The sequence below is a fragment of the Streptomyces sp. NRRL F-6492 genome (assembly GCF_001280125.1).
Taxonomy (GTDB): Bacteria; Actinomycetota; Actinomycetes; order Streptomycetales; family Streptomycetaceae; genus Streptomyces.
Genome location: NZ_LGEG01000277.1, coordinates 24,855 through 39,457, shown reverse-complemented (window position 1 = coordinate 39,457; position 14,603 = coordinate 24,855). Strand labels below are relative to the sequence as shown.

Below are 14,603 nucleotides of genomic sequence, written 5' to 3'. Positions count from 1 at the left end.
CATGACCGACTCGCCGGTTCTCGTCATCACCGCACTCGGTGACGTCACGGCGGATCTGGTGCTGAACGAGCTGTACGGCCGGGGCGTCCCGGCCGTACGGCTCGACCCTGCGATCGACTTCCCCGAGCCTGCCCGCATGAGCGCTCGCGTCGGAGGGTCCACACTCGCCGGGAATCTGACCACAGCAACCAGACACGTCGATCTCGCCGCCGTCCGCTCGGTCTACTGGCGGCGCCCCACGCCGTACGGTGACCCGAGGCAGGCCGAAGGGCCCGAGCAGCGGTTCGCCATCGAGCAGGCCCGCGCCGGATACACGGGGATGCTGACCGCACTTCCCGGAGTGCTGCACGTCAACCACCCCATCCGAAACCGGGCGGCCGACTACAAGCTTGCGCAGCTCGACACCGCCGCCCGCCTCGGGCTCGCCGTGCCTGAAACCTTGATCACGAACGTGCCCGAGGACGCACGTAAGTTCGCGGCCGCCCACCGGTCCGTGATCTACAAGCCGGTGCACGGCGTACACCTCGCCGGCGAGGACGGGCGCAACCGAACCATTTGGGTCCGCCCCGTCCACCCCGACGAGCTCGACGACTCGATCGCGGCGTGCCCCCACCTGTTCCAAGCCTGCGTGCCGAAGATCGCCGACATTCGCCTCGCCGCCGTCGGCAACGACCTGTTCGCAACCCGTATCGACACCGACGGCGATCACGTGGACTGGCGGCAAGACCAACGCCTGATCACATGCTCACCCGTACCGATACCCCGCACGGTCCGCGAGGCCGTCCGGTCCTACCTTCACGCGTTCGGGCTCACTTTCGGCGCCTTCGACTTCGCCCTCGACGAGGGCGGCCGATGGTGGTTCCTCGAATGCAACCCAAACGGACAGTGGGCTTTCGTCAACCCTGCCACGATCCAAGACATCACAAGCGCGCTCGCCGACACCCTTCAGAAGGGCGCCCCCGCATGACCCCTGATACGTCCACCGTCCTACGCCGCCGCCTCGTCGAGCAGCTCGTCGACGAGGATCTACTGCACGATCCCGACGTGCGCCGCGCCGCCGAGACCGTCCCGCGCGAGCACTTCCTCGGCCGCGCGATCTACAAGCCGACCGACCCCCCGGGCGTCACCGTGTGGACGCCCACACGCCGCGACGACGTACCCGCCGACGAGTGGCTGCGGCTCACCTACCAAAACACCACGTGGGTGACACAGATCGACGGTGTGCTCGCCGAGGATGCCGCGGGCCCGGTCACCGGAGGAACCCCGACGTCATCCTCGACCCTCCCCGGGGTCATTCTGTGGATGATCGAGCAGGCCGGCGTCGCCCGCGGGAAACGGGTCCTGATCATCGGGGCCGGCACCGGCCTGTCGACCGCCTACGTCTGCGAGATCGCCGGCGCCGAGAACACGACCGCGATCGAGACCGACGCCGCCGCCGCGGAACGCGCCCGAAAGGCACTCGCCGAGGCCGGATACTCCCCGACGCTCCTCACGGGTGACGGACTGCGCGGCCACTGGGAAGGCGCCCCGTACGACGTCGTCATCGCGTTCTGCTCCATGCGGCACATCCCCTACGGCCTGCTGCGCCAGATCAAGGAAGGGGGGACCCTGCTCGTCACCCTCGGCGGATGGGGGTTCGGTCACGGCCTGGTGCTCCTCACCGCGGACGGCGACGGCGGGGCGGCCGGCCGCTTCCTGCCCGGGTACACCTCGTTCATGATGGCCCGCACGCATGACCGGCCCCCGCACGGCCCCTTCGAGCTGCTACCGGGCGAGCAGCGGCACAGCCGCATCGACCCCGCTCTGCTCGACGACTGGACCGGCCGGCTCGTCGCACAGCTCGCCGCCCCTTCGGCCGAACGGCTCGGCGCAGGGTACGAGCAGATCCTGCTCGACGTCGCCACGGGCTCTCAGGCTCGCACGCAGGTCGCCGAGGACGGCGACGGCTGGACCGTGATTCAGCGGGGCCCGCTCAAGCTGTGGAACGCCGTCGAGGACAGCCTCGCCATCTGGCAGAGCAACGGCTCGCCCCACGTGTCCGGGTTCGGCATGACGATCACGGCGGAAGCCCAACGTGTCTGGCTCGGCACCCCGGAGGGGCCGAGCTGGACGCTACCCATCTAGCGGAGATCGGTACGGCACCGCCCGCCGGCGCAGTATGCGCTCGGCGGGCGGTGTCATGTTCAGTGGCGATCGCCGATCAGGCGTCGAGCACCTGGCCCTCGCGCTTGACGACCGGCGGCTCGGTCGACCACGGGAACTCGATCCAGTCGTCAGTCTTCTTCCACACGTACTCGCACTTCACGAGGCTGTGCGACTTCTCGTAGACGACCGCCGAGCGCACCTCGGCGACGTGGCCGAGGCAGAAGTCGTGCACGAGCTTGAGCGTCTTGCCCGTGTCGGCAACGTCGTCCGCGATCAGCACCTTTTTATCGGTGAAATCAATCGCTTCCGGGACGGGGGCCAACATAACGGGCATTTCAAGAGTCGTACCGACTCCTGTGTAAAATTCAACATTCACGAGGTGAATGTTTTTGCAGTCGAGCGCGTACGCCAGACCGCCCGCCACGAACACGCCACCGCGGGCAATGCTCAGGATGATGTCGGGCTCGTACCCATCGTCGGCGATCGTCTGCGCGAGCTCGCGCACCGCCCGACCGAAGCCCTCGTAGTTCAGCGTTTCGCGTACGTCAGTCACAGCGTTCAGTGTCCTTCGCAGCCCTTAGAGCCGCACTCGGGGTGAGTCAGATACGGCCGGCCGGGCGGCGAGCACCGGCACATCGAGCAGCGACAGCAGGGCGGCGGGTGGACCTGCGGGAAACCGAGCCACGCACCCGACCGTGTGATTTACTCGGGACAACCAACGTCATCCCGAGCTCGTCCCGGTGATGGCCAAACCGGTCCTTGCTCGGCATCTCCAGCGTGGTCCCCACCCCGGTGTAGAACTCCACGTTGACGAGGTGGATGTTCTTGCAGTCCAGGGCGTAGGCCAGCCCGCCGGCGACGAAGACGCCGCCGCGGGCGATGGAGAGCACGACGTCCGGCTCGTAGCCGTCGTCGGCGACGGTCTGCGCCAGCTCGCGGACGGCCTGCCCGAACCCCTCGTACGTCAGGTTCTCGCGTACCTCACTCATGACTGCGACCGCCTCACACCTGGGTCCGATGGAAGTTCATGTACGAACGGGAGGCCGTCGGCCCCCGCTGGCCCTGGTACCGCGAGCCGTACCGCTCGCTCCCGTAGGGGAACTCGGCGGGCGAGCTCAGCCGGAACATGCACAGCTGGCCGATCTTCATCCCCGGCCAGAGCTTGATCGGCAGGGTGGCGAGGTTCGACAGCTCCAGGGTCACGTGCCCGGAGAACCCGGGGTCGATGAACCCGGCGGTCGAGTGCGTCACGAGCCCGAGCCGCCCGAGGGAACTCTTCCCCTCCAGCCGGGACGCGATGTCGTCCGGGAGGGTGATGACCTCGTAGGTGGAGGCGAGCACGAACTCACCCGGGTGGAGGATGAACGCCTCGTCGCCCTCCGGCTCCACCTCGCGCGTCAGGTCGAGCTGCTCGATCGCGGGGTCGATGTGCGGGTGGCGGTGGTTCTCGAACACCCGGAAGAAGCGGTCAAGCCTCACGTCGATGCTCGAGGGCTGCACCATGGATTCGTCGTACGGGTCGATGCGCACCCGTCCGGCGTCGATCTCGGCCCGGATGTCCTTGTCTGAGAGAAGCACGCCCCCACGATACGCAGGGGGCGCGGACCTGCCCCAATCGGCAGGGCCCCGCGCCCCGGGCCGTTCCCCCGGCGTGCTCCTCAGCGCCGTTCGAGCTCCACGGGCACGGCGTGCCGCAGCCGCGCGCACCGAGGACACCGGACGAGCCGCCCGGGCCCGATCCGCCCGGCCCCGAGCTGCTGGAGCGGGAACGAGGCGGTACTGAACACGTGCCCTTCGGCACAACGGACGACGGTGCGCTCCACGGAACCCATCAAGTCCCTTCCCCTACACATGCGGTGGACGAGACAGCCACATTAGGGGACCGGACCCCCCTTCCCGTCACGGCACTCCGCACACGCCCGGGGGGGGCGGCGACTTCGCCTCAAGTGGCGCATGGGGTACAGTGTGCAACGATGCGGCAGGGATCATTGGGCCGCTGTGCGGATGTAGTTTAATGGTAGAACATGAGCTTCCCAAGCTTATAGCGCGGGTTCGATTCCCGTCATCCGCTCCTGCGCGAAGGCCCTGGTCAGAGACCAGGGCCTTCGTCGTTGTCTAGACCTGTCGGGGGCTGCCGTGCCCTCCGCGTGCCCCAACTCGAGGATATGCCCTGGAGAAAGGGCTGCCCCTGCACCACCTGGGTGGTGCAGGGGCAGCCCTTTCCCAGAACGCGAGCGCAACTTCGCTGTGACTCGTGCCACTTCCAACCGGCGGAACGTTCATCCGCACATGCAAAGGCGAGTGTCAGCGCACGACGGAGAGCTGCGGTCTACGGGAGGCAGCCGTACGGGCGGCACCGCGCCCGCCCTCCTGGGCGATGACCACCAAGCCGAAGATCAGGTCACTGAGGTCCGCCGGCCTCAGGTCGAGATCACGGGCGACTTCCGCCAGTGGGGTGCCTTCCGCTCGAAGGGCGGCGAAGACCTTGCCCAACACCTGGGAGGTCTCTCGCGTGAGTGTGCTCTGGGGTTCCGCCTTCCGGTAGCCCATGCGGCTGAGGTCGACGCAGTGCGTGCGGTACTGCCATTCGGTGGTGAGGTTGAGTTCGTGCAGGCGGTGGGCGAGTGCCATGGCGGCAACTTTCCAGCGGCGCTTCGCCTGCAGGATCCAGGCGGTGCTCGGGTTGCGAGGGGCGTGCGCCAAGACGTCTGCGGCTGGCATGAGCAGGGCGGCCGCGAAGCGGTGCGCTTCCCCTTCGGCCTGGGGCCCATGGGGGACCTGTTCCTCGCCATGCAGAACAAGGTGGCCCAGCTCGTGTGCGGCGTCGAAGCGTCCGCGTTCGGCAGTCTTCCCGGTGTTCAGCAGTACGAACGGGATGCCGCGGTCCCAGAAGGAGAAAGCGTCCACTTCCGGGCAGTCCCGGGACAGCGAGAACACGCGCACGCCGTGCGCTTCGAGCAAGTGAACCATGTTGGGAATCGGGGCCACTCCCAATCCCCATCGAGTGCGAACCAGTTCGGCTGCGCGCTCGGCAGGACAGTTCTCGGCACCGGCCTCGCCGGGAAACACCGGTTCATCGTCGCTGCCAAGACGACTGAATGAGGTCAAGGACGGGAGGTCTGGCGCCGGCAGCTTGAAGCGAGCCCGGATCCAGTCCTGCAGGATCCGGGCGAGGCGACCACTGCTCAGTGCGATGTCCCGTTGTGAGGCCGTCATCTTACTGAGCGCCCTGAAGCTGACCGACTCGACGGGCAGGTCGGCAACCTCTTCGGCGACGAAGAAGGACTCTGGGAACTCCAGAGCCTCGGCAAGGCTGGCCAGGGAGGCCGGGGGAGGGTAGGCCCGGCCGTTCTCGTAGTCGGACAACCGGCGGGCGGTGAGTCCGACCATCTGGGCGAGACGGGTGACGGTAAGCCCGCGGCGCTTGCGCGCCAGGACGAGCCGGGATGCGGTGGTCATGGGAGTGCCAATGGGTTGTGGGGTAGACGATCAGCGGCCCAGACGCTCGATCGGGATGTCGATGCCGTCTTCGCCGTCGTCGTCGTTCGGGAACGGGTTGAAGCCCTCGAAGTCGATGTAGGGGAAGATGATCCGCTCGTGCCAGCTGTCGATCTTGCCACGGCTCCCCGGGTTGGTCGGCAGCGACAGCTCGTAGTAGAGCCGCGTGCCCGTCAGGGTGTTCACGTGCTGGTACAGGAGGAACCAGGTCGGGATCCCCTCGCCGACTCCCTGAGGCTCGGATTCGGCCTCGTAGCCAGGGAACATCAGCTGCCGGTTGGTCTCAACACGGCGAATAACCGCCGTGCCCTTCGAGTAGCGGGTGGTAGGGGTGAGCGCGGCGTAGCCGGTGGCCTTGTTACCGCTGGAGGCGGTGATGGCGAAGTCCTCTTCCGGCGACAGCAGGAGCGAGACGTTCTGAGGGCTCACGCTGCGCCATCCGTCAGGGATGTACGCCTCGCGCAGGAAGCGGATGGTCCTACCCCAGAAGATGTTGCCCGGGAGCGAGACCGGGTCGAGGGGCGTGCAGAAGTTGCGTTCCGCCTCAGCGCGCCGCAGCACGTTCTCGATGGTTTCGGCCGAGAGCCCCAAGTCTGCGAGACGGTTCTGGCCGCGTGAGTCCTCAACGTGCATGACTGCCATATTCAGCCCCTGACCACGGAGTGCGATTTCCGGAAATCCTCCCTCATTCGAGGGAGAAAATCAAGAAGCACTGCTGGTCAGTCGACTGTCGAGCTTCGGCCATCCCCGGTCAGAGCTGATCGTGAATCGCTCTGACCGGGGACGTAACGGATCTCAGTCGGACGCGACGTGAGCCGCACGTCCGCGTAGCTCACGGACCTTGGCGTCGATACCTCCGGCGACCTCCTGCTGACGGGCGTCATCGGAGTGCTGGTAGATCATCGCCGCCTTTTCCGAGGACTGGCCGGCCCGGACCATCGTGTCCTTCAAGGTAGCGCCGGACTGGGTGGAGAGGGTGTGGCCCGTGTGCCGGAGGTCGTAGAAACGGAAGTCCTTCGGCAGGCCCACCGCCGCGCGGGCCTTCGCCCACTTCCGGCCGAAGGTGGTCCGTCGGAAGGGCGCTCCCTTCTCCCCGATGAAAAGCAGCCCGTCGGGCTCCTTCTGCGCGAACCAGTCCAGGTGCCGCTTGACCTCGATATAGAGGAACGTGGGCAGGTGGATGGTCCGGACACCGGCCGTGGACTTGGTGTCGCCCTCGGCACGGCGGCCGGTGTTCAGCTCCGGGGCAGCCTCCGTGACCCGTACGGCCAAGGGGTCGAGGGTGATCGAGCTCCGACGCAGAGCCGCCAGTTCCTCCGGGCGCATCGGGCCGTAGGCGCCGAGGTACACCATCAGCCGCCAGCGGATCCCGATGGCTTCGGCGAGGGCGTCGACCTGCTCGACCGTGGCCGTCGAGCGTTCCTTCGCCTTCTCGCTTCCCGCGCCCCGGATCCGGCACGGGTTGCGGCGGATCAGCTCGTCGTCCGCCGCCGTCTCCATGATCGCCTTGAGGAGACGGTAGGACTTGGCGACGGTTGTGGCCCCCGTGGCGGCCAAGCGCTCCGCGCGCCAGGTCCGCACCGTCGGCGGGGTGATCGTGTCGAGGTCTACGTCACCGAAGAAGGGCAGGAGGTGCAGCCGCAGTAGGCGGCGATACAGCTCGTCCGTGGTGGCGGACAGGCCGCGCTCCGCGACCCACTTCAAGGCGTATTCCTGGAAGTTGACCGCTCCTGCCTCCGGGTCTACCCAGACGTTGCGCTGGATGTCGGCCTGCGTGAGGACGAGCCAGCCTTGGGCGTCCGTCTTCGTCTCGAAGGTCTCGGGTGCTGTGCGTCGAGCCCCGTCCGGTGCCCAGTACCGGGCCTGCCAGCGGCCGGAGGGGAGCTGCCGGACGCTGCCGAACTCACGCCGCCGCTGCGGCTTGCGGGCCGCCATCAGGCCGCCTTACCGAAATGGGAGCGCACATCGCGGAGGGCGGGGACGGTGCGCTCCTCGACGTACGCAATCAGCACGCTGTCGGCAATGCGAACGTGCTTGCCGAGCTTGACGTAGCGGATCCGGCGTTCCTGGACGAGTCGGCGGATGAAGCGCACGCCGGTGCCGAGGCGTTCGGCGGCCTCGTCGACCGTGAGCAGGCGGTCGTTGTTGTTCACCTCCTTCGGCGTGTGGGGGTGGGTGGAGGCGTGAGGTATTGCCGTCTGGCGCAAGCGGGGTCCTCTCCTGGCCTCGGCGGGTGGGGCGGCAACCCCGGCCGGACCGGTGTCGTTCAGGGATGGGATGGGCGTGTGGTGCGGCCGGGTCCTGGGGTTTGCGGTCCAGGGCGGCCGGAGGAGCGGGTTACGGCTGGGGCGGGAGCCCGAACTCCTCCTGGTTGATCTTCATGGTGTTCTCGGCGATGGCGTTGCTGACCATCACGTCGGCTTCCTCGCGGATGTCCGGGTGCTCGTCGAGGTAGGCGGCCAGGTCGTTGGTCGCCCGGCGCCACGCGTGCTGGGCTCTCTGGGCGGCCAGGTTGGCGGCCACGACGGTGTCGATCAGCTCCATGGCGCGGCCGGCGGCGGCCAGGGCCGGCGGGCCGACGAGGTTGGACAGCGAGACCCCGAAGACCTCGGCGAAGCCGATGGCCTCGTCGAGGTTGATGCGGCGCTTGCCGTTCTCGATCCGCCACACCGCCGACGGGTTCATCTCGTAGCCGGCGTCGTTGAGGCGGTCGGAGAGCGTGGTGGTGCTCCAGCCACGGTTCTCGCGCTCGGCCTTGATCCGCTTGGCGGCGTTGTCCTCGCCCTTGAGCAGGACGCCCTCGGGCTCGCTCTCGTGGTCGTCGTCGGACATTCCCTCTCCTTCCTCTCGCAGCATGTTCCTGCAATTCGCATCACCCTAGACGGTACACCATGTTCTGCCGCTTGCAAAGCACCTATGCCTAGTGCATAGTGATAGATGTGCCGCACCGCTGCGATCCGCTGGAGACCGCCATCACCTAGCCCGACAAACAGAAAGCCCCCCGGTGCTGAAGACACCGAGGGGCTCAGAGCGCAAACCTCACGCCGCCCATCCCTGAACGACCGATCGCAAGGCCGGGATTGCCGTCCCATATGGCCTGCAGATTGAGGAGCTCAATGTCCAGTATGGACGAACCCACCCCGAACACGCCATCGCGTCCCGTCAAGTGGCCGCCGACGGCGATCCCCGGCCGGCCGAACAGCCCGTCGCCCACCGCGGACCCCGAGGGCATGGAAGTCCTGGACCTGGTCCGGGACGCGATCCGGCGCTACGTCGTCATGCCGAGCGACGAAGCCTTGACCGCCACCACGCTGTGGGCCGCGGCGACCCACCTGCAGACCGTGTGGCAGCACGCGCCGCGCCTGGCGGTGGTCGGACCGGCCAAACGGTGCGGAAAGTCGCGGCTCCTCGAAGTCCTGATCGAGGCGGTCCACGAGCCGCTGATCACGGTCAACGCCTCCGCCGCAGCGATCTTCCGGTCGATCGGCGAGGGCGACCCGCCCACGCTCCTGGTCGACGAGGTCGACACGATCTTCGGCAGCGCGAAGGTCGCGGAGAAGAACGAGGAGATGCGCGGCCTGCTCAACGCCGGCCACCAGCGCAACCGTCCCACCCTGCGCGTCACCGGCCCCAACCACGAGGTGGTCAAGTTCCCCACCTTCGCCATGGCCGCCCTCGCCGGCATCGGCGACCTGCCCGACACGATCATGGACCGGTCGGTCGTCATCCGCATGCGCCGCCGGGCCGAGACCGAGAAGGTCAGCTTCTGGCGCTACGGCCGCGACGACCTGGCGGTCCGCGAGCTCCGCACACGGCTGGCGGCCTGGCTGGCCTCCGTACGCGAGAAGGCCCTCGCCCTGGAGCCGAAGCTGCCGGTCGAAGACCGTGCCGCCGACACCTGGGCGCCGCTGGTCAGCATCGCCGACCTCGCGGGCGGACACTGGCCCGTCCTGGCACGCACCGCGTGCACGGCCATGACCGACTACGAATCCGGTCGCGACGAGGACGGCGGCCTGAAGATCCGCATCCTCGCCGACATCCGCCGCGCCTTCACCTCCGAAGGCGACCAGCCGGTACTCCGCACCGGCCGCCTCCTGGACATCCTCAACGCCGACCCCGAGGCACCCTGGGCCGAACACGGCCCCCACGGGCTCACCCCGCGCGGGCTGCAGATCCTGCTCCAGGACTACGGCATCAAGTCGGCCAACCGCCGCTTCCCCGGCGGCCACCAGGCCAAGGGCTTCAACCGCGCCCAGTTCACCGACGCCTGGACCCGCTACTGCCCTCCCGAGGCAGTCACCACCCTCCCGGCCGAGCCCGGCGCCTGACCCTCCCCGACTCGTCCCACTCGTCCCCGCGCAGGTCAGCGCGGGGACGGGTCACCGACCCGCAACGAGTCGACCCGACATCACCGCCCCACCCGTACCTGCCCTGACCAGCGACGGGACGAGTGGGACGAGTCCCAGTCGCCCCCCGCCGGGCGCCCACGCCCTGCACAGGCACTCCTTCCGCACTCTGGAGAACCCACCCCCTTGCACTCCCCTGTCCTGAACACCCCGCCAGCCATAGGCAGCGCCCCCGCCGGCACCGCCCCGCCCGCCTCGGCCGAACCCTCTGACGGTCGGCCCGTGAACCGTGCGGGACGGATCGCTCTCGTCATCGGTCTGGTGGCCGTCGTCCTCATGGCCTTCCGGGTCTCGTGGAACGCCCTGTCCGACGTGGCCCGTGCCATCGGCGCCGACCCCACCGCCGCCCTCCTCTACCCGATCGTGGTCGATGGGCTGATGGCCCTCGCGCTGGTCGCCGCGCTCGTGCTGACCGGAACCGACCGGACGTTCGCGCTGCGAGTCCTGGCGACCTACACGGTCGCAAGCCTCCTGCTGAACTACGTGCACGGCCTCGTACCCGACCTGCACACCGACTCGATCCGGTGGGGTCGACTGACCGTCCTGGACTACGCGAACTGGGCCCTCGTCCTGCTGGCAACCTCCCTCCCGGTCGGGTCGATCTACTTCGGGTCGGACCTCGTGGCCAAGGTGCTGCACCACAACCCCGAGTCGGCCGACTCCCCCGATACGGCCTCTGCCCGGTCGGTCGGCGATCAGGCCCCACGGTCGATGCCTGACCGGCCCAAATCGGCCTCTGAGCAGTTGACCGAATCGGCCCCCACAGAGGTCACCGAGGCACCTGCCACGGGGCTGACCGAGGGAACCGAAGCGGCTCCCGACACCCGACCGCCTCGGCCGACCACGGTGGCGGAGTCGACCGGAGCCGCCCCACGTCGGGCGACCGGTCGGGTCCCCGACGCCGCCAAGTCAACCGCCGACCGCACCCGCACCGACGCCGAAGTTCTCGACAAGGCTCGAGTCCTGACCGCCGACTGGACCGACGACCAGCTGACCGCTGAGCGTCTGCGCCGCGAACTACGGATCGGCCTGCCCCGGGCCCGCACCCTGCGCGACCAGCTTCAAGCCGAGCGCACCAGCCAGGCCCAGCCCGCCACGGACGACGACTCCAAGGCCGGACCACTCGACGGACTGAACGAAGCCGCCTCCCCCGACGGCACCGGCTGACCCTCACAGCGCCCCGAACTGCCCTCCGGCGCATTCCGTGTCCCCGTGCAACCGAGCGCGGGGACACGGGGCCGGCCGCACACAGCCAAGCACCCACGGAGAACCGATCCATGCACGACCCGAACCACGAACTCCCCACCACCCAGCAAGAGACGGCCACCGGCCTCGACCGCGCAGCAAGTTGTCGGGTAAGGAGTCCTTACCCGGCCTCCGCCCCCAGGGTGGCGGAGGTTTCCGGCGCCGAGGGGGCGCCGGTGTCGGCCGGCCCGGGGGAGCCGACTCGGGAAGAGACCTCGCCGTCGTCCGTGCCGCGTCGTCGTCTGCGTGAGCCCATGCTGCGTGAGAAGCGTGTCCACCCGCGCTTCAGCGACAACGAGTTCGCCCTCCTCGTGACCGCCGCCCGCTTGAGCCGCATGTCGGTCGGCGGCTACGTCGCCGAGACCTCGCTCGCCGCCGCCCGCTCCGACGACCCCGCTGCCGCGGTCGCCGACTACCGAGCCACGGTCAAGGCGCTGATGGCCGCCAACGGGCGGCTTGCCCAGGTCGGCAACAACCTCAACCAGCTCACCCGCCACCTCAACCAGGACGGCCCCTGGCCCGAAGCGGACCTCGTGCGGCGGCTGCTGAGCCACATCGAGACGTCGATCGCCGACGTGGACGTGGCCGTCGCCCACGTGACCTCGGGACGGTGACCTCGTGATACCGAAGATCATCCTCGGCAAAGGGGCCCGCGCCACCCGCCGCCTGATCGGCTACCTCTACGGCCCGGGCTCCGCCAACGAGCACACCGACCCCCACCTGGTGGCGTCCTGGAACGGCTTCGCCCCCGACCCCGGCCGCAGCCCCCACCGCAACGCCAAGGACGTCGAGGACCAGCTCGCCGCGCAGCTCGACCAGCCCGTGAACATGCTCGGCAACAAGGCCCCGGCCACCACGGTGTGGCACTGCCCGGTCCGCGCCGCACCCGAGGACCCGATCCTGACCGACGCCCAGTGGGCGGACATCGCCCGCCGGATCGTGGCCGCCGCCGGCATCGCCCCCGAAGGCGACGAGGAAGCCTGCCGCTGGGTCGCCGTCCGGCACGCCGACGACCACATCCACATCGCCGCCACCCTCGTCCGCCAGGACGGCCGCCGCCCCGCCGCGACCACGACATCCGCGCCGCCCAGCACGAAGCCCGCAAGATCGAGATCGACCTCGGCCTGCGCCGGCTCAACCCCGGCGACGGCACCGCCGCCAAACGCCCCACCAGCAAGGAACACTTCAAGGCCAAACGCCAGGGCCAGGACACCACGACCCGCCAGATCCTGCGCCGGCGCGTCCGCCGCGCGGTGGCCGCAGCCTCCACCGAGACCGAGTTCTTCGCCCTGCTGGAAGCGACCGGCGTGAACGTGCGGCCCAAGACCGGACCGTCCGGCGACACCCTCGGCTACAGCGTCGCCCTGCCCGGCGACCTCAACAAACACGGCGAACCGGTCTGGTTCTCCGGCTCCACCCTCGCCGGTGACCTCTCCCTGCCCAAGATCCGCCACCGCCTCACCACCACCAGCCCCGAACCCGTCCCCGCGCGGCCGGTCGACCCCTGGCACCAGGCCACCGCCGCCACCGAACGCATCCCCGACCACCTCACCCACAGCAGCGACCACACCGCCCAGGGCCAGCTCGTCGCCCTTGGAGAAGCCCTCGACCTGTTGCCGCTCACCGCACCGGCCGAGGCGAAACGGGAACTCGAACGAGCCGCCGCCCTCTTCGAGCGCGCCACCCGCTCCCGCATCACCGCCGACCTCGACAGCACCCGCGTCCTGCGCCGCAGCATCCAGACCATCCTGCTCACCCCCGCCACAACGCGCGAGGGGTCCGGGCTGGCGATGCTGCTGGACGCCGTCCTCATCGCCGTGGCCTTCGCCCGGCACTGGCACCACACCCACCAGCACGCCCAGCAGGAAGCCGCCGCGGAACAGACCCTCACCCACCTCCAGGCCGCCTACGCCCACGTCGCCGCCCCGGTCCTGGACGGCCTCGCCCGCTGCACCCCCGGCGCCCAGACCAAACAGCGCTACGCCCGCCACCTCCAGCAGGCCATCCCCGAGCATGCCGACCGCATCCTGAAGGACCCCGCCTGGGACGCCCTCGCCACCGTCCTCGCCGGCGCGGAAACCGCCGGCCACAACCCGGCCACCCTCCTCGACCAGGCTCTCGGCCAACGCCCCCTCGACGACGCCCGCAACCCCGCCCGCACCCTGACCTGGCGCATCCACCGCCTCGGCCAACGCCACACCCCCAGCCCCCGCGCCCAAGCAGCCATGGCCCGCAGCACCACACGACGCCCCGGCACCCCGGTCCACCCTGCGACGGGCGCGCCCGCCGCCGTGCAGCCGCCGTCGCATGCGCGGCGGCGCTGATCACCTTGCTGCGGCAGTACGCCCTCAGCGAGACCGGTGCTGCCTGAATGCCGTAAGCAGAATCGCCACAAAGTCAAGTGAGAGGTCACCGTCAGCACCTAGAAAGACTCAGTGGCGCTTTTCGTGTGACACCAGAGGGTGCCGGATTGGCGCTCCCGCTGGGAGTAGGGGGAGGATGCGGCATCGGGAACTCCCGACCCTCGGTAGAGATTTACGCCAGGGGCGGGGGCATCGGAGCGCTCCGTGTTCCCGTAAAGCTCCCGCACGGCGAAGAGGAGCCCCAGCACTGCACCCCAGCTTGCCGGCAAGGTGCAGCGCGGGGCTCCCCGAAACCGCACAGGAGGCCGTATCCGATCCGTACCAAAAGGACTGAATATGAACCCTGAAGCGGCAACAACCGACCGTACCGCAATTAGTACAGCAAGTGGCGCGGCAGACCACCTTGAGCGCGCTGGCCAGTGGCTTCCTGGGCTGGTGGCGCTTCTGGCGATGGCCGTTGTGCTTTTCATGGTCGCTCTCGGCGAGACGGAGCAGATCCCCGCAGTCGCGTGGTTCGGCGGTTCCGTGTTCGCCGGGGGCACGGTTGCCAGCACGGTTCTCACCGTGACGGTCCATATCCGTAGGTAACAGAAGATCATGGAGTGCCCCGGCCCCACAGGCCGGGGCACTGCCATGTTGGCGGCCAGGCAGTTCGCTAGCGACGTAGAAGTTTGCTGCGGCCTCGATGGCGGCCGCCCCTCGTTCCGGTACGCGTAGCCGCTTCGACAGGAACGTCACACGGTGCCGTCCGAACAGGCTCATCACGGTGAAGGATGGATCGCCAGACCCGCTGTTGAAGTTCCTCGATGCAGGGAGCACAGGCGTACATCGGGGCCTGGGCACCAGCCACGCTCGCCGGCCCGATCCACAAGACACGGGTCCACTGCTCTCCGCAGTAGAGCCAGCAGACCCCGTCGACCCAGTCGTTGCCGTCGTCGGTGGCCGG

General features: G+C 68.9%; 13 protein-coding genes, 1 tRNA gene and 1 pseudogene. 7 read left to right on the top strand and 8 right to left on the bottom strand.

Annotation, left to right across the window (positions count from 1 at the left end; all coding sequences use genetic code 11):
- Nucleotide 1: 1 nt before the first annotated feature.
- Nucleotides 2–967 carry an ATP-grasp ribosomal peptide maturase gene (tgmB, locus tag ADL08_RS33300; RefSeq protein WP_053649730.1) on the top strand — a complete coding sequence of 322 codons (966 nt, stop codon included), beginning with the start codon at nt 2–4 and terminating at the stop codon, nt 965–967.
- Entirely contained in the window at nt 964–2,124 is a 1,161-nt protein-coding gene (tgmC, locus tag ADL08_RS33295; RefSeq protein WP_053649728.1) for an ATP-grasp peptide maturase system methyltransferase, read from the top strand. Before tgmB ends, tgmC begins: the two co-directional genes overlap by 4 nt.
- Before the next feature lie 76 nt (nt 2,125–2,200).
- Here tgmC and ADL08_RS33290 read toward each other — a convergent pair whose 3' ends face one another.
- From ADL08_RS33290 to dcd, 3 genes are read right to left on the bottom strand one after another with little or no spacing between them, the layout of a single operon-like run.
- The gene (locus ADL08_RS33290; RefSeq protein WP_053649726.1) at nt 2,201–2,698 is read right to left on the bottom strand and encodes a phosphoribosyltransferase; all 498 of its coding nucleotides are present in this window, start codon (nt 2,696–2,698) and stop codon (nt 2,201–2,203) included.
- A gap of 46 nt (nt 2,699–2,744) precedes the next feature.
- On the bottom strand, nt 2,745–3,134 hold the full coding sequence (locus ADL08_RS39290; RefSeq protein ID WP_234352362.1) for a phosphoribosyltransferase family protein: 390 nt from the start codon (nt 3,132–3,134) through the stop codon (nt 2,745–2,747).
- Between the two features lie 13 nt (nt 3,135–3,147).
- Nucleotides 3,148–3,723, bottom strand: coding sequence for a dCTP deaminase (dcd, locus tag ADL08_RS33280; RefSeq protein WP_046910319.1), 576 nt, complete (start codon nt 3,721–3,723; stop codon nt 3,148–3,150).
- A 422-nt stretch (nt 3,724–4,145) separates the two neighbouring features.
- Here dcd and ADL08_RS33275 point away from each other — a divergent pair.
- Nucleotides 4,146–4,216 (top strand) — tRNA-Gly (locus ADL08_RS33275).
- 233 nt (nt 4,217–4,449) lie between these two features.
- Here the strand turns inward: ADL08_RS33275 and ADL08_RS33270 are convergent.
- The 5 genes from ADL08_RS33270 to ADL08_RS33250 all read right to left on the bottom strand — a co-directional run bounded on the left by ADL08_RS33270 (nt 4,450) and on the right by ADL08_RS33250 (nt 8,475).
- A complete protein-coding gene (locus ADL08_RS33270; RefSeq protein WP_053649724.1) occupies nt 4,450–5,604 on the bottom strand; it encodes a helix-turn-helix domain-containing protein in 1,155 nt (384 codons plus the stop codon).
- A gap of 30 nt (nt 5,605–5,634) precedes the next feature.
- Nucleotides 5,635–6,276 carry a hypothetical protein gene (locus ADL08_RS33265; protein ID WP_159048515.1) on the bottom strand — a complete coding sequence of 214 codons (642 nt, stop codon included), beginning with the start codon at nt 6,274–6,276 and terminating at the stop codon, nt 5,635–5,637.
- A gap of 162 nt (nt 6,277–6,438) precedes the next feature.
- Nucleotides 6,439–7,578: a tyrosine-type recombinase/integrase gene (locus ADL08_RS33260; protein ID WP_053649720.1), complete on the bottom strand. Its 1,140-nt coding sequence runs from the start codon at nt 7,576–7,578 to the stop codon at nt 6,439–6,441.
- Nucleotides 7,578–7,796, bottom strand: a complete 219-nt coding sequence (locus ADL08_RS33255) for an excisionase family DNA-binding protein (protein ID WP_053649717.1) — start codon at nt 7,794–7,796, stop codon at nt 7,578–7,580. Before ADL08_RS33255 ends, ADL08_RS33260 begins: the two co-directional genes overlap by 1 nt.
- Nucleotides 7,797–7,980: 184 nt before the next feature.
- The gene (locus ADL08_RS33250) at nt 7,981–8,475 is read right to left on the bottom strand and encodes a helix-turn-helix domain-containing protein (protein ID WP_053649715.1); all 495 of its coding nucleotides are present in this window, start codon (nt 8,473–8,475) and stop codon (nt 7,981–7,983) included.
- A gap of 293 nt (nt 8,476–8,768) precedes the next feature.
- Between ADL08_RS33250 and ADL08_RS33245 the strand changes: the two genes are divergently transcribed.
- The 4 genes and pseudogenes from ADL08_RS33245 (at nt 8,769) to ADL08_RS38900 (ending at nt 13,618) form a co-directional block, all read left to right on the top strand.
- Nucleotides 8,769–9,971, top strand: coding sequence for a DUF3631 domain-containing protein (locus ADL08_RS33245; RefSeq protein ID WP_053649712.1), 1,203 nt, complete (start codon nt 8,769–8,771; stop codon nt 9,969–9,971).
- Between the two features lie 300 nt (nt 9,972–10,271).
- The gene (locus ADL08_RS33240) at nt 10,272–11,216 is read left to right on the top strand and encodes a DUF2637 domain-containing protein (protein ID WP_053649710.1); all 945 of its coding nucleotides are present in this window, start codon (nt 10,272–10,274) and stop codon (nt 11,214–11,216) included.
- A 332-nt stretch (nt 11,217–11,548) separates the two neighbouring features.
- Nucleotides 11,549–11,908, top strand: a complete 360-nt coding sequence (locus ADL08_RS33235) for a plasmid mobilization protein (RefSeq protein ID WP_234352361.1) — start codon at nt 11,549–11,551, stop codon at nt 11,906–11,908.
- Nucleotides 11,909–11,912: 4 nt separating this feature from the next.
- A pseudogene (locus tag ADL08_RS38900) lies at nt 11,913–13,618 on the top strand (relaxase/mobilization nuclease domain-containing protein).
- The last annotated feature ends 985 nt before the right edge of the window (nt 13,619–14,603 follow it).

Bases quoted from the DNA above. Each gene is read 5' to 3' on its own strand.
- ADL08_RS33270 (WP_053649724.1), bottom strand. From the start codon at position 5,604: ATGACCACCGCATCCCGGCTCGTCCTGGCGCGCAAGCGCCGCGGGCTT.
- ADL08_RS33265 (WP_159048515.1), bottom strand. From the start codon at position 6,276: ATGCACGTTGAGGACTCACGCGGCCAGAACCGTCTCGCAGACTTGGGG.
- ADL08_RS33260 (WP_053649720.1), bottom strand. From the start codon at position 7,578: ATGGCGGCCCGCAAGCCGCAGCGGCGGCGTGAGTTCGGCAGCGTCCGG.
- ADL08_RS39290 (WP_234352362.1), bottom strand. From the start codon at position 3,134: ATGAGTGAGGTACGCGAGAACCTGACGTACGAGGGGTTCGGGCAGGCC.
- tgmB (WP_053649730.1), top strand. From the start codon at position 2: ATGACCGACTCGCCGGTTCTCGTCATCACCGCACTCGGTGACGTCACG.
- ADL08_RS33235 (WP_234352361.1), top strand. From the start codon at position 11,549: ATGCTGCGTGAGAAGCGTGTCCACCCGCGCTTCAGCGACAACGAGTTC.
- ADL08_RS33245 (WP_053649712.1), top strand. From the start codon at position 8,769: ATGGACGAACCCACCCCGAACACGCCATCGCGTCCCGTCAAGTGGCCG.
- tgmC (WP_053649728.1), top strand. From the start codon at position 964: ATGACCCCTGATACGTCCACCGTCCTACGCCGCCGCCTCGTCGAGCAG.
- ADL08_RS33250 (WP_053649715.1), bottom strand. From the start codon at position 8,475: ATGTCCGACGACGACCACGAGAGCGAGCCCGAGGGCGTCCTGCTCAAG.